Annotated in this window: 26 protein-coding genes; 8 read left to right on the top strand and 18 right to left on the bottom strand. The window is 41.0% G+C overall.

The genetic code is table 11. The annotated features are described in order from the left end of the window. The 16 genes from atpD to KH943_RS04290 form a co-directional block, all read right to left on the bottom strand. Positions 1–1164 (bottom strand): F0F1 ATP synthase subunit beta (atpD, locus tag KH943_RS04215; protein ID WP_304108062.1); only part of this gene is annotated, 1164 nt, incomplete at its 3' end. Between the two features lie 19 nt (positions 1165–1183). Next, on the bottom strand, positions 1184–2050 hold the full coding sequence (gene atpG, locus KH943_RS04220) for a F0F1 ATP synthase subunit gamma (RefSeq protein WP_111313286.1): 867 nt from the start codon (positions 2048–2050) through the stop codon (positions 1184–1186). A 22-nt stretch (positions 2051–2072) separates the two neighbouring features. Then, positions 2073–3614, bottom strand: coding sequence for a F0F1 ATP synthase subunit alpha (gene atpA / locus KH943_RS04225; RefSeq protein ID WP_304108064.1), 1542 nt, complete (start codon positions 3612–3614; stop codon positions 2073–2075). 12 nt (positions 3615–3626) lie between these two features. After that, on the bottom strand, positions 3627–4160 hold the full coding sequence (atpH, locus tag KH943_RS04230) for a F0F1 ATP synthase subunit delta (RefSeq protein WP_304108067.1): 534 nt from the start codon (positions 4158–4160) through the stop codon (positions 3627–3629). Positions 4161–4173: 13 nt separating this feature from the next. After that, positions 4174–4644, bottom strand: coding sequence for a F0F1 ATP synthase subunit B (gene atpF / locus KH943_RS04235; protein ID WP_005706594.1), 471 nt, complete (start codon positions 4642–4644; stop codon positions 4174–4176). A gap of 58 nt (positions 4645–4702) precedes the next feature. Further along, positions 4703–4957: a F0F1 ATP synthase subunit C gene (atpE, locus tag KH943_RS04240; RefSeq protein WP_005706613.1), complete on the bottom strand. Its 255-nt coding sequence runs from the start codon at positions 4955–4957 to the stop codon at positions 4703–4705. Positions 4958–5081: 124 nt separating this feature from the next. After that, entirely contained in the window at positions 5082–5879 is a 798-nt protein-coding gene (atpB, locus tag KH943_RS04245) for a F0F1 ATP synthase subunit A (RefSeq protein WP_005707603.1), read from the bottom strand. A gap of 27 nt (positions 5880–5906) precedes the next feature. Further along, positions 5907–6287: an ATP synthase subunit I gene (locus KH943_RS04250; protein WP_304108077.1), complete on the bottom strand. Its 381-nt coding sequence runs from the start codon at positions 6285–6287 to the stop codon at positions 5907–5909. Between the two features lie 271 nt (positions 6288–6558). Then, a complete protein-coding gene (locus KH943_RS04255; RefSeq protein WP_005706598.1) occupies positions 6559–6846 on the bottom strand; it encodes a YfcZ/YiiS family protein in 288 nt (95 codons plus the stop codon). Between the two features lie 108 nt (positions 6847–6954). Next, on the bottom strand, positions 6955–7704 hold the full coding sequence (locus tag KH943_RS04260; RefSeq protein WP_304108122.1) for an amino acid ABC transporter ATP-binding protein: 750 nt from the start codon (positions 7702–7704) through the stop codon (positions 6955–6957). Between the two features lie 9 nt (positions 7705–7713). Beyond that, the gene (locus KH943_RS04265; RefSeq protein WP_304108081.1) at positions 7714–8430 is read right to left on the bottom strand and encodes an amino acid ABC transporter permease; all 717 of its coding nucleotides are present in this window, start codon (positions 8428–8430) and stop codon (positions 7714–7716) included. A gap of 147 nt (positions 8431–8577) precedes the next feature. Further along, positions 8578–8877, bottom strand: coding sequence for a heavy-metal-associated domain-containing protein (locus tag KH943_RS04270; protein WP_304108084.1), 300 nt, complete (start codon positions 8875–8877; stop codon positions 8578–8580). Beyond that, positions 8878–9240 carry a mercuric transporter MerT family protein gene (locus KH943_RS04275; protein ID WP_304108087.1) on the bottom strand — a complete coding sequence of 121 codons (363 nt, stop codon included), beginning with the start codon at positions 9238–9240 and terminating at the stop codon, positions 8878–8880. Beyond that, complete coding sequence (locus KH943_RS04280; RefSeq protein WP_304108090.1) at positions 9212–10321, bottom strand: transglutaminase-like domain-containing protein; 1110 nt, start codon at positions 10319–10321, stop codon at positions 9212–9214. Before KH943_RS04280 ends, KH943_RS04275 begins: the two co-directional genes overlap by 29 nt. A gap of 187 nt (positions 10322–10508) precedes the next feature. Continuing rightward, positions 10509–11291: an amino acid ABC transporter substrate-binding protein gene (locus KH943_RS04285; protein WP_304108092.1), complete on the bottom strand. Its 783-nt coding sequence runs from the start codon at positions 11289–11291 to the stop codon at positions 10509–10511. 86 nt (positions 11292–11377) lie between these two features. Further along, entirely contained in the window at positions 11378–11851 is a 474-nt protein-coding gene (locus KH943_RS04290; protein ID WP_304108095.1) for a YchJ family protein, read from the bottom strand. A gap of 463 nt (positions 11852–12314) precedes the next feature. Between KH943_RS04290 and mnmG the strand changes: the two genes are divergently transcribed. After that, the gene (mnmG, locus tag KH943_RS04295; RefSeq protein WP_304108098.1) at positions 12315–14207 is read left to right on the top strand and encodes a tRNA uridine-5-carboxymethylaminomethyl(34) synthesis enzyme MnmG; all 1893 of its coding nucleotides are present in this window, start codon (positions 12315–12317) and stop codon (positions 14205–14207) included. Between the two features lie 91 nt (positions 14208–14298). Here the strand turns inward: mnmG and KH943_RS04300 are convergent, their stop codons facing one another. Continuing rightward, a complete protein-coding gene (locus tag KH943_RS04300; RefSeq protein WP_281772498.1) occupies positions 14299–14700 on the bottom strand; it encodes a hypothetical protein in 402 nt (133 codons plus the stop codon). A 225-nt stretch (positions 14701–14925) separates the two neighbouring features. Between KH943_RS04300 and rsmG the strand changes: the two genes are divergently transcribed. Both rsmG and gntR read left to right on the top strand, forming a co-directional pair. Continuing rightward, positions 14926–15543 carry a 16S rRNA (guanine(527)-N(7))-methyltransferase RsmG gene (gene rsmG, locus KH943_RS04305; protein WP_304108101.1) on the top strand — a complete coding sequence of 206 codons (618 nt, stop codon included), beginning with the start codon at positions 14926–14928 and terminating at the stop codon, positions 15541–15543. A 12-nt stretch (positions 15544–15555) separates the two neighbouring features. Beyond that, positions 15556–16551 (top strand): gluconate operon transcriptional repressor GntR, encoded by a 996-nt coding sequence (gene gntR, locus KH943_RS04310; protein WP_304108104.1) that lies wholly within the window; start codon positions 15556–15558, stop codon positions 16549–16551. On the opposite strand, the gene KH943_RS04315 is transcribed toward gntR, so the two are convergent. Next, entirely contained in the window at positions 16548–17060 is a 513-nt protein-coding gene (locus KH943_RS04315) for a gluconokinase (RefSeq protein ID WP_304108107.1), read from the bottom strand. The two genes, gntR and KH943_RS04315, sit on opposite strands and share 4 nt — an antisense overlap. 168 nt (positions 17061–17228) lie before the next feature. Between KH943_RS04315 and KH943_RS04320 the strand changes: the two genes are divergently transcribed. The 5 genes from KH943_RS04320 to KH943_RS04340 form a co-directional block, all read left to right on the top strand. Beyond that, on the top strand, positions 17229–18578 hold the full coding sequence (locus KH943_RS04320; protein WP_304108110.1) for a GntP family permease: 1350 nt from the start codon (positions 17229–17231) through the stop codon (positions 18576–18578). 163 nt (positions 18579–18741) lie between these two features. Next, positions 18742–19437 (top strand): DUF4198 domain-containing protein, encoded by a 696-nt coding sequence (locus KH943_RS04325; RefSeq protein WP_304108113.1) that lies wholly within the window; start codon positions 18742–18744, stop codon positions 19435–19437. A gap of 13 nt (positions 19438–19450) precedes the next feature. Next, complete coding sequence (locus tag KH943_RS04330) at positions 19451–19915, top strand: carboxypeptidase regulatory-like domain-containing protein (protein WP_304108114.1); 465 nt, start codon at positions 19451–19453, stop codon at positions 19913–19915. Next, the gene (gene cbiM, locus KH943_RS04335) at positions 19915–20520 is read left to right on the top strand and encodes a cobalt transporter CbiM (protein WP_304108117.1); all 606 of its coding nucleotides are present in this window, start codon (positions 19915–19917) and stop codon (positions 20518–20520) included. Before KH943_RS04330 ends, cbiM begins: the two co-directional genes overlap by 1 nt. Further along, the coding region (locus KH943_RS04340; protein WP_304108119.1) for an energy-coupling factor transporter transmembrane component T family protein at positions 20513–21061 on the top strand (549 nt) is incomplete at its 3' end. The genes cbiM and KH943_RS04340, both read left to right, overlap by 8 nt.

Here is a 21061-nt window from a genome sequence, read left to right on the forward strand (position 1 = left end):
TACCACCAATTTATCGTCTTCAGATAATTCATCCATACCAAGAATTGCGATGATATCTTTTAACTCTTTATAACGTTGTAATGTACCTTGTACACCGCGTGCTACATTATAGTGTTCTTCGCCTACCACTAATGGGTCTAATTGGCGTGAAGTTGAGTCTAATGGATCCACCGCTGGGTAGATACCAAGAGAAGCGATATTACGACTTAATACGACAGTTGAGTCTAAGTGAGCGAAGGTTGTTGCTGGCGATGGGTCAGTTAAGTCATCGGCAGGAACGTAAACCGCTTGCACCGAGGTGATAGAACCTGTTTTGGTTGAGGTGATACGCTCTTGTAACACACCCATTTCTTCTGCCAAGGTTGGCTGATAACCTACCGCAGATGGCATACGACCGAGAAGTGCTGACACTTCCGTACCTGCTAGGGTATAACGATAGATGTTATCTACGAAGAATAATACGTCACGACCTTCATCACGGAATTTTTCTGCCATGGTTAAGCCTGTTAAAGCTACGCGTAAACGGTTACCTGGTGGTTCGTTCATTTGACCATACACTAACGATACTTTATCTAATACGTTAGAGTCTGTCATTTCGTGGTAAAAGTCGTTACCTTCACGAGTACGCTCACCTACCCCTGCGAATACAGAGTAACCAGAGTGTTCGATCGCGATGTTACGGATTAACTCCATCATATTTACGGTTTTACCTACACCCGCACCACCAAATAAACCAACTTTACCCCCTTTTGCGAATGGGCAGATTAAGTCGATAACTTTGATACCAGTTTCGAGTAATTCCGTGCTGTTTGATTGCTCTTCGTAGCTTGGTGCTGCACGGTGGATTGCCCAACGTGCTTCTTCACCGATAGGACCTTTTTCGTCAATCGGCTCACCCAATACGTTCATAATACGACCAAGCGTTTTAGTGCCCACTGGCACTTCAATTGGGTTGCCTGTATTTTCTACTTTTAAGCCACGTTTTAAACCATCAGACGTACCTAATGCGATACAGCGCACTAAGCCACCGCCTAATTGTTGTTGAACTTCAAGCGTTAAACCTGATTCAACTTTTAACGCATCATATACTTTTGGTACTGCATCTTGTGGGAATTCAACGTCAATCACCGCACCGATGATTTGTACAATTTTTCCTGTTGCCATTACCGTTCCTCTTTCACGTTTAAATTGCTGCAGCGCCCGCAACAATTTCATTTAATTCATTTGTAATGCTTGCTTGGCGAGCTTTGTTGTACACTAATTGTAATTCGTCAATCAGTGTTCCCGCATTATCTGTTGCGGCTTTCATTGCTACCATTCGAGCGGCTTGTTCTGATGCCAAGTTATCGACGATTGCTTGATATACCTGTGTTTCTACATAACGAACGAGCAAAGTGTCTAACAACACTTGCGGATTCGGCTCATAGAGGTAATCCCACGAACCTTTGCTGTCTAATTCGTCATCGTCTAACTGCGGTAATGGAAGTAATTGTGCAACAACTGGTTTTTGCGACATCGTATTTTCAAAACGGTTATAGGCGATATACACCGCATCAACTTCACCTTCACGGTAAGCGTTGATCATACCATTTACTAAGCCTACGATATTTTCCATTTCTGGTTTATCGCCTAAGCCTGTAACTTGTGCTTTAATGTTTAAGCCAATGTTTTGGAAAAAACCGACACCTTTTGAACCAACAATGCCTAGCTCGACACTTACGTCTTTATCTTTCCACGCTTTAAACTCATTTAAAGTGGCTTTAAATAAGTTGATATTCAGACCGCCACATAAGCCACGGTCTGTTGAAACGATTAAATAACCGACTTTCTTAATCTCACGAGGGGTTAAAAACGGGTGCTGATAACCAATGTTACCTTTCGCAATATGGCTGATCACCTTACGAATCGTTTCAGAATAAGGGCGACTTGCTGCCATACGCTCTTGCGTTTTACGCATTTTAGAGGTTGCCACCATTTCCATTGCTTTCGTAATTTTTTGCGTATTACGAACACTCGCAATTTTGGTTCTTATCTCTTTAGCACCTGCCATAATTTTTCTCCGCTAACTGTGATTACCACGCACCGTTTTGTTTGAAGTTTTCAACAATGGCTTTTAATTGATCTTTGATTGCGTCATTGTAATCGCCAGATTTTGCTAAATCCTTCATAAAATCAGCGTGGTTGCTATTAGCATAAGCTAATAAAGCGGATTCAAATGAACCGATACGCTCTAACTCAACATCATCTAAGTAACCAAATTCAGCGGCGAATAACACTAACGCTTGTTCGCTCACTGGCATTGGTGCGAATTGTTTTTGTTTTAACAATTCAGTTACTTTTTGACCATGTGAAAGCTGTTTGCGTGTTGCATCGTCTAAGTCTGATGCAAACTGTGCGAACGCTGCTAATTCACGGTATTGTGCCAACGCAGTACGGATACCACCTGATAATTTTTTGATCGCTTTTGTTTGTGCTGCAGAACCTACACGAGAAACCGAGATACCAGGGTTTACCGCAGGGCGGATACCTGAGTTAAATAGGCTTGACTCTAAGAAAATCTGACCATCGGTAATCGAAATTACGTTGGTTGGAACGAACGCAGAAACGTCACCCGCTTGGGTTTCGATAATTGGTAATGCAGTTAATGAGCCTGTTTGACCTTTTACCGCACCGTTTGTGAAACGCTCAACATAATCTGCATTTACGCGTGCTGCACGCTCAAGTAAACGAGAGTGTAGGTAGAATACATCCCCTGGGAATGCTTCACGACCTGGTGGACGACGTAATAACAATGAAATTTGACGGTAAGCAACCGCTTGTTTTGATAAATCATCGTACACGATCAACGCATCTTCACCACGGTCACGGAAGTATTCACCCATTGCACAACCAGAGTATGGTGCAAGGTATTGCAATGCCGCTGATTCTGATGCTGAAGCCACAACCACGATTGTGTTTGCTAATGCACCGTGTTCTTCTAATTTACGCACCACGTTTGCGATAGTTGATGCTTTTTGACCAATTGCCACATAGATACATTTAATGCCTGAATCTTTTTGTGCAATGATTGCATCAATTGCTAATGCGGTTTTACCTGTTTGACGGTCACCGATGATCAACTCACGCTGACCACGACCAATTGGCACCATTGAGTCCACGGCTTTATAACCTGTTTGTACGGGTTGATCTACCGATTGACGGTCAATTACACCTGGTGCAATCACTTCAACGGGTGAGAAGCCATCATGTTCTACTTCGCCTTTACCATCAATTGGTTGACCTAAAGTGTTTACCACACGACCTAATAAACCACGACCTACTGGTACTTCTAAGATACGACCTGTACATTTTACCGTCATACCTTCTGCTAAGTCTGCATAAGGTCCCATTACTACCGCACCCACTGAATCACGTTCTAAGTTCAATGCGATAGCGTAGCGGCCACCTGGTAATTCGATCATTTCACCTTGCATCACATCTGCAAGACCGTGAATACGAATAATACCATCGCTTACTGAAACGATTGTCCCTGTGCTTTGAGCATCGCTCGCCACATTAAACTGGGCAATTCGTTTTTTAATCAATTCACTAATTTCAGTTGAATTTAGTTGCATTTTTTATTCCTCTTACAAGCTCAACGCTTGGCTTAATCGTTCTAACTGACCACGGCTACTACCATCAATCACGACATCATCATATTGGATGATAACGCCCGCAATTAACGATGTATCAATTTGGCTCGTTAAACGCACTTTCTGACCTAAGCGTTTCTCCATCGCTTTCACGATTTTATCGGTTTGTGCTTGACTTAATTCGGTTGCTGAAACCACTAAAACGTCTTTTACTGCTTCATGTTCTGCACGCAATGCAAGATATTGTGCATAAACGGTTGGTAAAACAGCTAAACGTCTGTTTTCAGCCATCACACGAATGAAATTTTGCCCATATTGGTCAAGTTGGTCGCCACAGATATTGCAAAAGAAATCTGCAATTTGACCGCTTGCAAGCGCACCGCTGATGTACTCTTCCACCTGCTCATTTTCAGCAACAAGGGCTGAAAACTGTAACATTGCTTGCCATTTATCCAACTGACCTTGCTCTAAAGCAAAATCAAAAGCTGCTTTAGCGTAGGGGCGAGCTACTGTACTGAATTCTGACATCTGCCCCACCTTATTATAGTTCTGCAACTAGCTTATCAATAATGTCATTGTTTGCCGCACTATCCACTGAGCGACCAACAATTTTCTCTGCACCAGCCACTGCCAATGCAGCCACTTTTTGCCGAAGCTCTTCTTGAACTCGTTTACGTTGGCTTTCTACTTCTTCGTAACCTTGCTCAATAATACGCTGACGTTCTACTTCAGCTTCTGCTTGTACAGATTCCAAAATCTCATTACGTCTTTTCGTTGCTAAATCAATAATTTTTTGAGCTTCTTCTTTGGCTTTAAGGATTTCTTTATCAGCTTCAGCTTTTGAATCTGCTTGCTCTTGTTTCGCTTTTTCCGCTGATGCCAAAGCGTTAGCAATGTTTGCTTGACGCTCTTCAATCGCTTTAATAAGCGGTGGCCACACATATTTCATACAGAACGCCACAAAAAGGACGAATGCAATAAGTTGACCAATTAGTGTTGCATTTAAGTTCACAACGCCTCCTATAAAGTTAGTTAAATTACCCGAAGGTAACGCCTATTATTTATAGGGATTAGCCTAATAAACCAATAAATGGGTTTGCGAAGATGAATAATAATGCGATACCAACAGCGATCATTGCGATAGCATCTAAAAGACCAGCAACGATGAACATTTTAGTTTGTAAGCTGCTTGCTAACTCAGGTTGACGAGCAGAAGACTCTAAAAATTTGCCACCTAAAAGTGCGAAGCCAATTGCAGTACCAAGTGCTGCGAAAGCTAATAAAATTGATGCACCAATAATAGTTGCTGTGATTACTGATTCCATAATGTTCTCCATTAAAAGATTGAGGAATTAGCCTAACGGCTAGGGTTTTGTTTAAGTTAAAGAAAAATACAAGCGGTCTAATTTTTGCAAAATTTCACTAAAATTCCACCGCTTATGGGTTCGTTTAATGATCCGCTTTGTTATAAGCGATACTCAAGTAAACAATCGTTAGCATCATAAAGATAAAGGCTTGGAGTGTAATAACCAAAATATGGAAAATTGCCCAAACTAAATGCAATGGAATGCCCAATGCTTGCAATGCAAAATTGTCCGCCATATACATTACTGCAATTAAGATGAAGATTAACTCACCTGCATACATATTACCGAATAGACGGAACGCTAATGAAATCGGTTTTGCTAATAATGTTACGCTTTCAAGAATGAAGTTAACAGGAATAAATGCCCAGTGATTAAAAGGGTGAAGCGTATATTCTTTTGCCAAACCACTAAAACCTTTTGATTTCACTGTATAGAAGAGAATTAAGGCAAACACACAAATTGACATACCCAGTGTTGCACTAATATCTGCCGTTGGTACCGCACGTAAATAGTGAACACCGAACAATCCAGCGAATTGAGGAAGAAAATCAACAGGAACTAAGTCGATAGCATTCATCACAAAAACCCAACAAAAAATGGTTAATGCTAATGCAGCAACTTTATGACGAATATGGTGTGATGCGTGAAGGTTATCTTTCACTAACCCATCCACCCATTCGACCACCATTTCCACAAAACATTGCAACTTACTTGGCACGCCCGTCGTTGCACTTTTTGCCACTTTGCGAAATACAAATAAGAAAATCAGGGCGGATACGATAGAAAAAAATAACGTATCTAAATGCACATTCCAAAAGCCTTCACCTGTGGTTGCAAACGTAAGGTGGTGACCAATATATTCAGCGGTATTTCCAGCCATAATTTATCCTTGATAAAAATATAAAAACTAGGTTGTATGCCGTTCGAGCACTACGGGTAACACGATATTTAACAGTAATGCCACAAAATAACCAGCAAAGAAAAACAGCACTTTTAACACAGGAAGTAATATAAAACTCAGAATGATTAACACAATCGTCATCAACCATTTCATTCCCTCGCCCCAGTAGAAAGCGGTCATTTTTTGTTGAAATTTTGCTGATTTAAAGAAAATCCAGTAAACAAACACGCAATGCGGTAAAAAACTTGAAATTGCCCCCGCTAAACACGAAAAATTAAGCTCGGATTGCACAGCAATCACGGCAAAGAAACTAAAAAAAATAATTGTAGCTTCCCATTTTATCGCTTTGATATAACGCTGTTTGGCTCGATTGATCACAGCCGACATTGGCGTTCCTTTTTATTTTGTTTGTTCATTCAGAAAAATCTACCGAATTATACGCTACCATTGTTGAGTTTCAACAAAAATCATACTAAAAAAGGGGAAGAAAATTGCGTTTTGTTAAAATTTAGTTAAAAAGTTCCTTTTTTAATTTTTTTATGTTTTAAAATAATTACAAGTAATTACTTTTTTTGATTTTTTGTAAAAGATTAACTTATTTGAAACAGAAAAATAAAAGATGAAAAAGCGAGAAATAAATTCTCGCTTTATCTAAAAATTAAATTGCACGCGTGCCTAATTGGAAAATGACCACTTCAGCTTGACAACTAAAGGTAAAGTTCGCATCAAGTTTGAAACCACCTTCTACTGCATTGATTTGACTTTCTACTTGATAGCCTTCATCAACCTCTTTTGCTTTTGCATTTAAACGGGCTAATGCTTCTTGAGCTTCCGCTTCAGAGCCATAAACACGCTCAACTTGAGCCGTCACTTCGCTATTATCTAAAATAGAACCGACATCAAAAGTGTTGCAACCTGTGCATTCAATTGGTTTTTCGTTTTTCATAACATATCCCTTTTTTTAAAAGTGGATATAACTTTAATACTAATTAGTTAGTGGGTCAAACGCAGATTAAAAATTCTATGATCTAACGCAAAAGACTAATCTAAAAGATTAATGATCCCGAATTTGATGTAAGAACCGTTTAGTACGTTCGTGTTGCGGATTTTCAAATAACACTTTCGGCGAACCTTGTTCTACAATCTCCCCGCCATCCATCACCACAACCACATCAGCAACGTCTAAGGCGAACTTGATCTCGTGTGTGACCACCACCATCGTACAGCCTTCATTCGCCAACTCTTTCATTGTGTTCAACACATCTTGTACAAGTTCTGGGTCAAGAGCCGAAGTGGGCTCATCAAACAGCATCAGTTCAGGCTGAATTGCCAACGCACGGGCAATCCCCACACGTTGCTGTTGCCCGCCCGAAAGTTGATATGGATAGAGCTCGGCTTTATCCGCTAACCCCACTTTCGCCAACAACGCCATTGCTTCTTGTTTAGCTTGTGCAACTGACTTTCCTTGCACAAATACAGGACCTTCCATCACATTTTCTACCGCTGTTTTATGCGGAAAAAGATTGTAATTTTGGAAGACCATACCCGACTTACGTCGTAAAGCAAGAATTGATTTTTTGGCAGGATTCGCCCCAAAATCAACCGCTAGTGGTTGCTCATTCTCGAATTTAATTGTACCTTGCTCAGGCATTTCTAGTGCATTCAGACAACGCAAAAACGTCGTCTTGCCCGAACCTGAAGGCCCTAAAATCACGACCACTTGCCCTTTTTGAATATTCAGGTCAATACCACGCAAAATCGTATTGTTGCCAAATGTTTTATGGATATTTTTAATCTCGATCATCATTTTTCCTTATTTTGCAACAAAACGGTTAAAACGGGTTTCTAATTTTGCTTGAATGAGAAACAGCACCCAACAGAAGCACCAATAAATCACACCCGCTTCAATATAAACGGGCAAGAAATCATACGACATATTTGCCATTTGTTGAGCCACGCGGAACATCTCCGTTACGGTTACTACCGAAGCCAGCGAAGTATCTTTAAATAAGCCGATGAAAGTATTACTCAACGGCGGAACTGCCACGCGAATTGCTTGCGGAGTAATTATACGGCGGAAGGTTTGCATATAAGTCATCCCGATCGTATATCCTGCTTCCCACTGCCCTTTCGGCACAGAAGAAATCGCTGCACGCACCGTTTCCGACGCATACGCCCCTATATTGAGTGAGAAGCCGATAATCGCCGCGGGAATTGGGTCAATAAATACCCCAATCGCCGGCAAGCCATAGAACACTACCGAAATTTGCACCAACATTGGCGTACCACGAATAATCGAGATGTACACCTTCACAATCGCCAACGCAATTCGATGCAACACGCCATTTACAGGCGTTACACGAATTAACGCCACACCCACTGCTAAAATCATCCCGATAATAAAAGAAGCAATCGCCAACGGAATAGAGACCAACACCGCCGCTTCCACCATCGGCCAAAAAGCATCAATAACCAGCTTTACACGACCTTCATCCATAAACGGAATTTGAAGTAATAAAGTTTCTAACACGGAAAATCCTTAAAAAAATTATTTTTCCCGATTGTAAGGAAAATTGGCGGGGTTGCAAGGGGAGATTAACGAATTGTTACGATATAGAAAAACAAGCGGTCGGATTTGCGTTTGATTTTGCGAATTCGACCGCTTGCCTTTTCCATATCACATCACTTTAGCAGTGTAATGCAACTTTTCAATCGCTTGAATAAGTTGTTCATTGCTCACTTCAGGTTTTGCAACCACTTTTACGTTGCGTTCTTTCATATTGGCTTTGGTTGAAATCACTCCATCAATGGAGCGTAATTCACGATTTACCAAATAAATACAAAGTTGGCAGTTCATTTCAGGCACACTTAACATCACCTCGCGTTGCGATTGGGTTTGCGTGGTTTCAGTCGCCATTGATTGGTTTGCAGAAATAGTCGCGAATGCAAGGCTTACAGCCAAAAGTAGAGATTTCATTTATTCCACCTGTTCCAAAATCCAAGGTAAAAATGTTGGATAAAATAAAAAGAAAAGGATAACGGCAAACACCAGCCAATAAAGCACTATTAAGGTACGGCGTGATAAATATCGGGTGCAGATGATTTTTTTCGAGAAAACCAAGAGCCAGAAGCCGTAACTAAATGCCGCAAGCGAAAGCACCAACATTGGGATGCGTAAAAAATCAAATTGATTTAATTCGATAAGCCACGTGGAGGAAACGCCAAACAGCAGATAAATCAGCGGTGCAATGCAGCAAAGGCTTGAAGTCACCGCAGCGACGACTGCAGTGACACAAGTTGCAATAAAACGATTATTTGATTTCTTTAGAGATAAATTCATAACCAAACTCTTTGGCATCGAATGAATTTAACGGCTCACCGCCCACTTCTGCATACGGATAGCCAAAGTTGTTAAGCGGAGTAAGTTCTGGCGTTGGGTAAAGGGCAAAATCACGTGCATGATTAAATCCAACCCAGTTTGCTTCCCAGTTGCCAAATAGATAATTAGCAACCGCTTGTGTCTCTTTATCTTCCACCGATTTTTTCTCTGCTAGACGCATTTTTGCCACATCCGCTGAATCGACAGGCACCCAGCCAAAACCTGCAAGATAAAATTCTGCTCTGCAATGTTGTCCACCATTTACGTTCGCTACGCCATCTTTAGCACTTCCGAATGCGGTTGCGGAATAAGCAGACATTTTCGGCGCAGCACCTAAGCGAATTCCGAAAATTTCACGTGCAGGAATGTTTACCGCTCGAGCCAATGCTACAAAGACAGAATTAATGTCGGTGCATTTGCCTTTTAACACACCTGTGGTCAGAATTTTTTCCACATCGCCATCACCACAGCCTAGCACACTATTATCGCGTTCCATATTTTTGACGATCCATTGATGAATAAGCTCAGCTTTTTTGAGTGGATTAGTCTCGTTCCCAACGATTTTATCCGCTGTTTCTTTCACAATGCCGTCAATTTTAATATGATCGGTCGCTTTTAAATATGGCTGAACATCGATACTATATTCAATTTTTTCAGGCATTTGATACTGGCTTAACGCCCCTGTTTTACCATATTCACGATCTTGGGTTTGCACCACCATTTTCACTTTTAACAAGCGTTTTTCAGCTTTGTCATTCCAGTTTGCATAAAGTGTTTTCGCACCGTATTGGTTATTTTCAGTAATAAATGCTTTGTCGTAATTCCCTTCAAACTCTATTGATTTTACGGTTTGATAATCGCTGTCAAACGGCAATGGCACCCATAAATTAGTTTGTCCAGACGCCCCTTTCGGCACAACAAGATCGTAAGTGTTGGTGAATTCGTAAGTATGAAGTGTAGTGTTTGGATTAGTAAACGTTTGAGGTTGGTTTGCGTAGGCAAAACCTGTTGCCACTAGAGAGGCAAGAAGCATTTTCTTCATTGTAAGACCCTTAAAATAAACATAACTTGCTATATTTTAGCGTGAGGTTCGCTGCAAAGAGCGAGCTATTAGCATAGCGAGAACCGCAGAAGAAAGAAAGGGGTTTGATAAAAAATAAATAACAAGCGGTCTGATTTTGCAAAAGTTTTGCTGATTCAGACCGCTTGTTTTTCTATGCTAAGTACAATTATTTCACGCTCACATCACGCCCAAAGAATTGTTCACCTAACGCTTTTAATTTACCTTCGTTACGAAGTTCAACAATCGCTTTGCTAATTTTGCTTAACGCCTCGTCATTTCCTTTATCAACTACTAAACCTGCCCCGACTTTATCATCTGATTCCCAGAAGATTTTTAAATCTGATTTTGGGTTTTTCTTGATGTAATCTAAGATAGCCAATGAATCGTTAAAAGTGAAATCTGCACGTTTGGTTTCAATCACTTTAATACTTTGTGCTAAGCCATCTACTGGAACAAGTACTGCTTCATATTTACGTGCTAATTCGCCATAATTTGAAGTAAGGGATTGTGCTGCACGTAAACCTTTTACATCTTCAATTTTTTGAATACGTGTTTCTGTTTTCGGCGCAACTAAAACAGCACCAGACCAGTTATAAGCCTCAGATTTATCAAAAATTGCTTGGCGTTCAGGGGTTGTCAATGCCACTTGGTTTGCCACTAAATCAAAACGACCTGCTTTTAAGCCTGCCAACATAGAATCCCAATTGGTCTCTTTAAATTCAACTTTTATACCTAATTTTTCCGCGACCGCACGGGTTACTTCCACATCGTAGCCTGTTAATTTGCCACTTTCATCATGATAGGTAAAAGGAGCATAAGTCCCTTCTGTACCCACAGTAATCGTACCTTTTTGGTTAATACGATCTAATAAGCTATCTTTTGCAGATGCGACAGTCGAAGTGGCTAATGCTAAGGTGGTTAATGCGATAACAGATAATTTTTTTAACATAATAAAATCCTTAGTTTTAAACAAAATAACTTTTGTGCGAATGTACGGGCAAATTAGACCGCTTGCAAATAACTAAAAGGAATAAGTTATAGCCAAGCCCCACAACAATGCTTAAATTTCTTATCCGAACCGCATACGCACGGCTGCTTTTGGCTAGGCAAAGGCACTGTTGGATCAACAAAATACCAACGCCCTTCAATCAACACAAAAAGCGAATGTTCATAGTGAGTATCCACGCCTGATTCTGTATTAAAAGAGGCTTTAAATTCCACCAAGCTATGCATTTTCGATACAAATGGTTGATGTGTAATAATTTCCAAGCCCTCCCAATCTGTTTCCTCGCCCCATAGTTGCATTGATGTCTGATCTAACAATGCCTGTTGAGCAGGTACGGTAGTTTCCACAATATAAGGAATATTGACCTGCGTATAAGCCGTATAACGGGAACGCATCAGTTTTTCCGCTGTATCAGGAACAGTTTGATTTAAATGGAAAGGCTGGCAGCAATCAAAATAAGGTTTGCCTGATTGGCAAGGGCAAAGAGAAGTTCGATTTATCATAAATTAACCCGTTATCTAAATATGATGATGCGTAATAAGATAAAAAATCAGCAAATAAACATTAAAAGCGTGACAACCCTATTGTGGATAACTTTGTGATTAAATCCGGAATAAGGTGAGATCTTTATTTAAGTAACTTTTAATAAAATTTTCCTTGTGGATAACCACTATAATTATCCACAACATATTCTTTCTTTAAAAAGACGATCTTAAAAGGTTTTGATCGTCTTTAACTTATTGATCTAACGTGAAAAAATAGGTTTATCCGCAAAAATGAGTTCTGCTAATAATTATAATAGTAAAGATCTCTTTATATAAAGATCTTTTATAGTATTAGCGTTTACAAGATCTCAGTCGTGATCGTTCTCTGGTCCATGTTGTGATCAAAAATGCTTTTCCTGATCATTTGATTTTAAGGTAAAATGATCATCCTTAATACAGATAAAATAAAAATAGGTTAGATATGATTTACAATGAAATTTATGATGTGATCGTTGTTGGTGGCGGTCATGCGGGTACCGAAGCTGCCCTTGCACCCGCTCGGATGGGACTAAAAACCTTACTTTTAACGCATAATGTAGATACCTTAGGGCAGATGTCGTGTAACCCTGCGATTGGTGGGATTGGTAAAGGACATTTGGTTAAGGAGATCGATGCCATGGGCGGGATTATGGCATTGGCAACCGATAAAGCCGGGATCCAATTTCGTACCTTAAATAGTTCAAAAGGTCCAGCGGTGCGTGCAACCCGAGCACAAGCAGACCGTGTGCTTTACCGCCAAGCCATCCGAACCACACTTGAAAATCAGCCAAATTTAGATATTTTCCAACAAGAAGTTGTTGATATTTTAATCGAAAATAACCGTGCTTGCGGTGCAGTAACCAAAATGGGATTAACCTTTAAAGCCCGTAGCGTCATTTTAACTGCAGGCACTTTTTTAGCGGGTAAGATCCACATCGGTTTGGATAACTACGAAGGCGGTCGGGCAGGCGATCCTGCGGCAACTACCTTAGCACAGCGTTTACGCGATCTAAACTTACGTGTTGATCGCTTAAAAACAGGAACGCCACCGCGTTTAGATGCTCGTACCATCAATTTTGATGTCTTAGCAAAACAGCATGGTGATGCACAATTGCCCGTCATGTCGTTTATGGGAAGCGTTGATTTACACCCTCGCCAAATTCCTTGTTATATCACGCATACCAATGAACAGACGCACGATTTAATCCGAAATAGCCTGGATCGTAGTCCGATGTATACCGGCGTTATTGAAGGCGTTGGTCCTCGTTATTGTCCATCTATTGAAGATAAAGTAATGCGTTTTAGCGATCGTAATAGTCACCAAATTTACCTTGAACCAGAAGGTCTAAGTACGATTGAAGTCTATCCAAACGGGATCTCAACCAGCTTACCATTCGACGTACAAATGGGGATCGTTCACTCAATGAAAGGCTTAGAGAATGTGCGGATCATCAAACCAGGTTATGCGATTGAATACGATTATTTTGACCCTCGCGATCTTAAACCAACGCTTGAAACTAAAGCGGTGGAAGGTTTATTCTTTGCAGGGCAAATCAACGGCACCACAGGTTACGAAGAAGCCGCCGCACAAGGTTTATTAGCTGGTATTAATGCTGCACTTCAAGTGCAAGGTAAAGAGGCTTGGTATCCAACGCGTGATTTAGCTTACACAGGCGTATTGGTGGATGATCTCTGTACGCTTGGCACCAAAGAGCCATACCGTGTGTTTACCTCTCGTGCTGAATATCGTTTATTATTGCGTGAAGATAATGCCGATATGCGTTTAACGCCAATAGCACATGATTTAGGCTTGATTGATGATGCTCGTTGGGCTCGTTTCAATGAAAAAATGGAAAACATTGAAAAAGAGCATAGTCGTTTAAAACAGACTTGGGCACATGTGCAAATGGCGAATTTAGATGAGCTAAATGCGATGCTTAACAGCCCATTAACGCGTGAAGCAAGTGGTGAAGATTTAATTCGTCGTCCAGAAATGAGCTATGAGCGTTTGACTCAAATTGCCCCATTTGCACCTGCTATTGAAGATAAAGAGGCAGCTGAACAAGTTGAAATTTCGATCAAATATCAAGGCTACATTGAACATCAATATCAAGAGATCGAACGTCATAAACGCCACGAAAATACCTCGATCCCAGCGGAATTTGATTACGACAAAGTGGAAAGTTTATCGAACGAAGTACGAGCAAAATTGATGCAACATCGCCCGGTGACGATTGGTCAAGCAAGTCGCATTTCAGGAATCACGCCAGCAGCAATTTCTATTCTGCTCGTGAATCTGAAAAAACAAGGTATGCTTAAACGTGGTGAACTATAAGTGAGAAGTAAAGTTTGGATAAAGTCTAAGTCTTGCAATAAAAAGCCCTACAAATAAGTAGGGCTAAGATGAAGACTAATCTAATCAAAAATTATAGATTTGCTTTTTTAGTAGCTTCAGCATTGATATCGCAGTTTTTTATGATGATTTGGTCGCTATTTTTACCTTTCTGAACTAGATTAACTGGGAAAACAGAATCAAACGTGTCTAAAGTTAAACCGCTATCAACATTCCACACATACTTACCTGAAGTAAAGCTCGTAAAATCTGATTGTGATTTATCACGAGTGAAATTTTTTGCGATAATTTTGTTACCGATACTAACCATTGCACCCGTTGGTTCTTGGTTTTCAAATTGATATACCGCAGTGACAGTTTTTTTATTGCAAGAATAAACGACCGTTTTATCTGTTACCATTGGGGCTGCTTTTGCATAGGTAGGTAATGCGATAATAACGGTAGCAAGTGCTGGTAAAAATTTAACAAATTTCATTATAAAATCCTCTTTATTAATTACCCATAATTTTTTATAGGTAGTTAATTAGAACATGTTAATGAAATAAAGTTCCTATATAAAAAATGAAATATAGTGAGCATAGATAACATCCTAAAAGTTAGAATACCCAAATAAAGAAAAGGCATTTTGTGTAATATAGATAAAATTGTTCAGTATTATTTTTCATAGTGATATAGAGATAAAACATTAGGATAAAACAAAATGAACGAAAAATTAGACCGCTTGTTAAACCAAACAAAGATTGAAATTAGTAAACAACAAAAACAACAACTGATTGATTTTGTTAAACTTTTAGATAAATGGAATAAAGCGTATAATCTTACCTCTGTGCGTGATCCTGAAGAGATGTTAGTCAAGCATATTATGGACAGCCTTGTGGTCAGCCAGTATCTTGAAGGTAATCAATTTATTGATGTTGGTACAGGGCCTGGCTTGCCAGGGATTCCGCTAGCAATCATCAATCCTGATAAACAATTCACACTGCTTGATAGCTTAGGCAAACGCATTACTTTTATCAAAAATGCAGTGCGTGAACTTAAGCTCAGTAACGTAACCCCAGTGCTTAGCCGTGTGGAAGAGTTCCAAGCTCAGCAATTCGACGGCGTACTCAGCCGAGCTTTTGCCAGCCTCAATGATATGGTCAATTGGTGCTACCACTTGCCAAACGCGAGCGGTCGTTTTTACGCCCTAAAAGGACAATACCAAACCGAAGAAGTGGCTGAAATCACAAAACCCGTTGAAGTGCTTGAGGTGTTTAAACTCGACATACCAGAACTTGTGGGCGAGCGCCATTTGGTGGTGTTGGCGAAGAATAAATAATTAGCTTTCATTATGTCTAAACACAAACGTCCCACCTTACAAGATATAGCCGATCAACTTGGCATCACTAAAATGACCGTGAGCCGTTATTTACGCGATCCAAAAACGGTGTCAGCTGAAACGGGCAAAAAGATCGCTCAAGCCATTGATCAGGTGGGGTATATCCGTAATCGTGCACCTGAATTGCTCTCGAATGCTAAAAGCCGTTCAATTGGCGTCTTGCTGCCTTCTTTGACGAATAGTGTATTTGCAGAAGTATTGCGAGGCATTGAATCGGTGACCGATGAAGCTGGGTATCAAACTATGCTGGCGCATTATGGTTATAATCAAGAGAAAGAAGAACAGCGGTTAGAATCGCTGCTCTCTTACCATATTGACGGCATTATTTTATCGGAAACGCAACATAGCCCCCGAACCTTACGCATGCTTGAAATCGCGGATATTCCCGTGATTGAAATTATGGATACTAGCGAAAAAGGCGTAGGGCAAGCAGTCGGATTTCACAATATTTTTGCAGCCCAAGAGATGGTTGAGGCGATGATTGCACGCGGGTATCAACATATCGTCTATTTTGCGGCAAGAATGGATAGACGAACACAGCTGAAAAAATTAGGTTACGAACAGGCGATGCGAAAACACCATTTAACCCCAAGAACATTGGCGACAGAACGTTCCTCGTCATTTAGCTTAGGGGCGGAGTTATTGCATTTAGCGTTAGAAACCTATCCTGAAATAGATGGCATTTTCTGCACTAACGACGATTTGGCGATTGGTGCATTATTTGAATGTCAGCGTTTGGGCATTTCTGTGCCAACACAAATGGCGATAGCGGGCTTTCATGGCTTAGATGTTGGACAAGCCTTTACGCCACAATTAGCCAGCGTCATTACCCCACGTTTTGAGATAGGGAAGATTGCTGCTCAACAACTCTTATCACAGCTTCAACAGCAACCCGTGGCGGATTATCTTGATTTAGGCTACCAAATTCATTTAGGAGAAACCATTTAGCTGGCTAAAATCGCTTGGCAACAGGCTTCAACTACCGATTCAAAGCTGCCACTAATATCAATAAAGGTGACATCTGGCTCGCTTTCATCGGGAATCTCAAGGGTCGCAAATTGGCTTTTTAACATTTCCGTTTTCATAAAATGCCCTTTGCGTTGCTGCATGCGTGATAACACCAAATCAAAATCGCCATGTAAAAAGAGAAATCTGACTTTATTATTATCCGCTCGAATTTGATCGCGATAGGCTTTTTTTAACGCAGAGCAGACGATAATCCCAATCTCATTTTTCTGCTCAATACTAAATGCGGCATCGTTAATCCGCGTGAGCCACGGTTGGCGATCGGCATCGTTTAACGGCTGCCCTTGTCCCATTTTGACAATATTCGCTCTTGGATGTAAATCATCACCATCAATTAACTTAATTTGTAAACGACGAGCTACTTCTAGTCCAATAGTCGTTTTCCCTGTGCTCGATACGCCCATCAAAATAAAACTTTGTCCTGCTTGCATATTCCTCTCCGTTTTCTTTTAGCATAACAAATTTTGATGAAAATGTTATCGGTAACTTTAATTTTTGTGATCTTTCTCTCATTTTTCAATATTGACTTGAACTTTGCCTTTACTTTCAGGGTTTTTATCTTTATGTTATTGGTAACAATTTAAATGAAAGAGGTTGTTATGTTAATTCTCATTATGGTGCTTGCGATCGTTGCTTTATTAGTGCTTATCATGAAGTTCAAGGTCCACGCATTTGTCGCATTGTTAATGGTGAGTTTGCTCACCGCATTAGCTGCAGGTATTTCCATTGATAAAATTGTTCCAACGTTGCTCACAGGCTTTGGCAATACACTGGCTTCTGTGGCATTGTTAGTCGGTTTAGGGGCAATGATCGGTCGCTTACTGGAAATTACAGGCGGTGCCAAAGTGTTGGCAGATACGCTCATCAATAAATTTGGCGAAGAAAAAGCACCATTCGCCTTAGGTATTGCGGCACTTCTCTTTGGATTTCCGATTTTCTTTGATGCAGGTTTAGTTGTGATGTTGCCTATCGTCTTTAGCGTCGCAAAACAATTTGGTGGCTCATTATTACGTTATGCCTTCCCTGTCGCAGGGGCATTTGCCGTCATGCACGCTTTCTTACCGCCGCATCCAGGCCCTGTGGCATCAGGCGATTTATTGGGCGTAAATATGGGGTTGATGGTAATTGTAGGTTTAGTTTGCGCCATTCCAACTTGGTATATCGGCACCTATTTGTTCAGTAAATTTATTAGTGCACGCGTTTTTGTTGAATTACCGAAATCGTTCTTAAATACCGCCGCGATTACCGAAACCTCAGTGCAAACGCCCCCTTCTTTCAGCAGAGTATTATTGGTGCTTTTATTACCGATTGGCTTGATTTTGTTTGATACAGGGTTAAACACACTTTCTGTCGCAAAAGTCATTGATGGCTCAGCCCTTTGGGTGGAAAGCTTGCGTTTAATCGGTAAAACGCCAGTAGCATTATTAATTACTTTATTGGTTGCCATCGTATTATTAAAAGGCGATCGCAGCGATGAACAAATTGAAAATCTCTGTAACAGCGCTCTCGGTCCAATCTGTTCAATTATCTTGGTTACAGGGGCTGGTGGAATGTTCGGTGGTGTCTTGCGTGCAAGTGGTATTGGTGATGAAATCTCGAATTTATTATCGAACACAGGGATGCCTATTATTATCGCTGCCTTTATCATTGCCGTTGCAATGCGTGTGGCACAAGGTTCTGCAACCGTAGCCTTAACCACCGCTGCAGCATTAGTTGCTCCAACCGTTGCCGCATCAACGGATTTAAGTCAATTCGATCGCTGCTTTATCGTAATTGCCATTGCATCAGGTGCAACCGTGCTTTCTCACGTGAACGATTCAGGCTTCTGGTTGATGAGCCGCTTCCTTGAAATGGACACCAAAACCACCTTAAAAACGTGGACAGCATTAGAAACGTCCATCGGTGTTGTTGGTTTTATTATTGCGTTAATTGGTAGTATTTTGCTTTAAGATAAATGCAAAAAATAAGCGGTCTAAATTTGTGGGAAAATACAAATTTAGACCGCTTGTGTTTTATCAATCGAATTTGTTTTAATGATTAAAATATTTAATTTAAAAGATTAGAAAAATTAAGGTACAATCCCCTCCAGTTTTATTATGCAGGACTTATCGTATGAAATTGGCACAATTCTCCTTAATCTCTACAATCCTTTTTTCTTCTTTCGCTTCCGCCCACAACATTTGGCTGGAATCCATCTCAGGCAATCAATATGCCATCAAATTCGGACACGAAACTACCGAGCCTTATCCGCTTTCTAAATTAACTCACGTTCAACAAATTGATGCGCAAGGCAAGCGGTCGGACTTATCGCCTTATTTCCAAAAAACAGCAGGGGAGAAAGGAGAGGCGAGTGTGCAGATTGCTAATGGCGATATGGTTTTCCTCGAATTTAACAACGGTGTATGGTCGAAATTGCCAAGTGGTAAATATGTTGAGAAAACAAAAAAAGAAGCGCCAACGGCAGAATTTTCGATTAACCCAATGAAGCTTGGTAAAGCGATTTTAAACTGGGGCGAACAAGCCTTTAAACCGCACGATCAAGCCTACGAATTAGTGCCGCTCGCTAAACCAGAAGCGGGCAAACCGATGCAAATTTTGGTGTTGCATCACGGTAAACCTGTAGAGGGAATTAAAGTCGGTTTAGGCGAAGATCAGCCGTTTAACCTTTCCAATGCACAAGGCATTGCGACGTTCACGCCAACTCAAGGTTTTAATAAAGTGTGGGCGGAATTTGAGGAAAAAGTGGCTGGCAATCCTGATTATTCTGACCGTTCTTATGAATATATGCTGACCTTTGATGTACCATAATTCTATAAAGTCGATGATAAACAAACTCTTACAAGCGGTCATTTTTCTATTTTTTTCTGCTAATACTTTTGCCCATGCGTTGCACATTACTGCCCAATATGATGGCATGGCGATTTCGGGTAAGGCATATTATTCCGACCAGACTCCTGCAGTGGATACTTATGTGGAGGCGGTGAAACAGGGCGAAACTGATCCTGTGGTTTATGGTAAAACCGACCGTGAAGGACGGTTCAATTTGCCGTTTAATCAAGAAGGCACATTCAACGTGATTATTGAGGGAATGGAAGGGCATCGAGCGGAAACGCAAGTAACGAAAATGCAGGCTCAAGCGGTTTCTAGCCAAGAAATTCAACTATTGCGAGAAGAGATCTCTCAGCTTCGAGATAAGATCTACTGGCGAGATATTTTCGGTGGTATTGGTTATATTCTCGGTATTTTCGGGACGGTTGCTCTGCTCAAAACAAGGAAGGGGCAATAATGCATTTATCTGAAGGCGTGTTGCACAGTCAAACCTTGATTGTTGGGGCTGCTGTAGCGGTGGCGGGCATTGCACTTGGCTTAAAACGGCTGCAATCCGACCGTTTGTCTCTCACTGCACTCTTTGCCGCAGCTTTTTTTGTGGCAAGTACCATTCACATTCCCGTAGGCATCGGTAGCGTGCACTTGATTTTAAATGGCGTGGCAGGCATTTTCCTCGGTTGGGCGGTGTTTCCAGCCTTTTTGATTGCTTTGGTGTTGCAAGCTTTGCTCTTCTCCTTCGGCGGTTTCTCCGTGTTAGGCGTGAACCTCTGCATTATGGCGTTGCCTGCGTTGGTAGTGCATTATTTGAGCCGACCGCTACTAAGAGAACTTACTCGTAAGCGGTTAATTTCCACAGGTATTTTGGCGGGTGTGCTGGGTGTTGGTGGTTCAGCTCTGATTGCCTCTCTGGTACTGGCGATGGACGGTGGCAAGCAGTATGTCGATCTCATTGGGCTACTTATCGTCTCGCACTTGCCCGTGTTTGTGGTCGATAGTTTGATTAGCGTGGGCGTGCTATTGACGCTTGCTAAAATGATGCCCGAGGCGTTGCGTTGTGAATAAATGGTTAGAGCCACACTATCGCATAGTTTATGCTTGTCTGTTTGGTGTGATTGTCAGTAGCCTGACATCGGTAAAACTACTGGCAATTTTAACCGCTTGTGTGCTGTTTGCAGTCAGCTTTTTGCATAGCCATCAGCCGAAACATTTGCTGAAACGCTGGCTGAAGTTCAACTTGTTTTCTGTGCTACTGTGGGCAACTTTAAGCTGGAAAATAGGCGAAAATGGGATGAACTGGAATGAAAATGGGATAAATCTCGCGATTTTGATTACACTTCGAATGAATCTGATTGTGTTGTCGGTTTGGCTGTTTTTGCACCACGTTACTGACACTCTTTTAGTGCAAGCGATCGCTAAACTGCCACTACCGACAAAGCTGATTCATCTGTTTATTTTAAGCGTGCGTTATATTTCTCTGCTGGCGGAGCTCAATCAAAAAATGGATATGGCAATGAAAGCCCGCGGGTTTCATCCAAAATTTAACCTGTTTACGATGAAAGTCTATGCCCAACGGGTCGCTCTATTGCTGATTCACTCAATGCTC

This window comes from Haemophilus parahaemolyticus, from assembly GCF_018373095.1.
Taxonomy (GTDB): domain Bacteria; phylum Pseudomonadota; class Gammaproteobacteria; order Enterobacterales; family Pasteurellaceae; genus Haemophilus_A; species Haemophilus_A parahaemolyticus_A.

Bases quoted from the DNA above. Each gene is read 5' to 3' on its own strand.
- KH943_RS04255 (WP_005706598.1), bottom strand. From the start codon at position 6,846: ATGAAAAACGAAAAACCAATTGAATGCACAGGTTGCAACACTTTTGAT.
- KH943_RS04285 (WP_304108092.1), bottom strand. From the start codon at position 11,291: ATGTTAAAAAAATTATCTGTTATCGCATTAACCACCTTAGCATTAGCC.
- atpH (WP_304108067.1), bottom strand. From the start codon at position 4,160: ATGTCAGAATTCAGTACAGTAGCTCGCCCCTACGCTAAAGCAGCTTTT.
- rsmG (WP_304108101.1), top strand. From the start codon at position 14,926: ATGAACGAAAAATTAGACCGCTTGTTAAACCAAACAAAGATTGAAATT.
- cbiM (WP_304108117.1), top strand. From the start codon at position 19,915: ATGCATTTATCTGAAGGCGTGTTGCACAGTCAAACCTTGATTGTTGGG.
- KH943_RS04300 (WP_281772498.1), bottom strand. From the start codon at position 14,700: ATGAAATTTGTTAAATTTTTACCAGCACTTGCTACCGTTATTATCGCA.
- mnmG (WP_304108098.1), top strand. From the start codon at position 12,315: ATGATTTACAATGAAATTTATGATGTGATCGTTGTTGGTGGCGGTCAT.
- atpA (WP_304108064.1), bottom strand. From the start codon at position 3,614: ATGCAACTAAATTCAACTGAAATTAGTGAATTGATTAAAAAACGAATT.
- KH943_RS04260 (WP_304108122.1), bottom strand. From the start codon at position 7,704: ATGATCGAGATTAAAAATATCCATAAAACATTTGGCAACAATACGATT.
- gntR (WP_304108104.1), top strand. From the start codon at position 15,556: ATGTCTAAACACAAACGTCCCACCTTACAAGATATAGCCGATCAACTT.
- KH943_RS04280 (WP_304108090.1), bottom strand. From the start codon at position 10,321: ATGAAGAAAATGCTTCTTGCCTCTCTAGTGGCAACAGGTTTTGCCTAC.
- KH943_RS04315 (WP_304108107.1), bottom strand. From the start codon at position 17,060: ATGCAAGCAGGACAAAGTTTTATTTTGATGGGCGTATCGAGCACAGGG.
- atpG (WP_111313286.1), bottom strand. From the start codon at position 2,050: ATGGCAGGTGCTAAAGAGATAAGAACCAAAATTGCGAGTGTTCGTAAT.
- atpB (WP_005707603.1), bottom strand. From the start codon at position 5,879: ATGGCTGGAAATACCGCTGAATATATTGGTCACCACCTTACGTTTGCA.
- KH943_RS04330 (WP_304108114.1), top strand. From the start codon at position 19,451: ATGATAAACAAACTCTTACAAGCGGTCATTTTTCTATTTTTTTCTGCT.
- KH943_RS04325 (WP_304108113.1), top strand. From the start codon at position 18,742: ATGAAATTGGCACAATTCTCCTTAATCTCTACAATCCTTTTTTCTTCT.
- KH943_RS04270 (WP_304108084.1), bottom strand. From the start codon at position 8,877: ATGAAATCTCTACTTTTGGCTGTAAGCCTTGCATTCGCGACTATTTCT.
- atpE (WP_005706613.1), bottom strand. From the start codon at position 4,957: ATGGAATCAGTAATCACAGCAACTATTATTGGTGCATCAATTTTATTA.
- KH943_RS04275 (WP_304108087.1), bottom strand. From the start codon at position 9,240: ATGAATTTATCTCTAAAGAAATCAAATAATCGTTTTATTGCAACTTGT.
- KH943_RS04250 (WP_304108077.1), bottom strand. From the start codon at position 6,287: ATGTCGGCTGTGATCAATCGAGCCAAACAGCGTTATATCAAAGCGATA.
- KH943_RS04290 (WP_304108095.1), bottom strand. From the start codon at position 11,851: ATGATAAATCGAACTTCTCTTTGCCCTTGCCAATCAGGCAAACCTTAT.
- KH943_RS04320 (WP_304108110.1), top strand. From the start codon at position 17,229: ATGTTAATTCTCATTATGGTGCTTGCGATCGTTGCTTTATTAGTGCTT.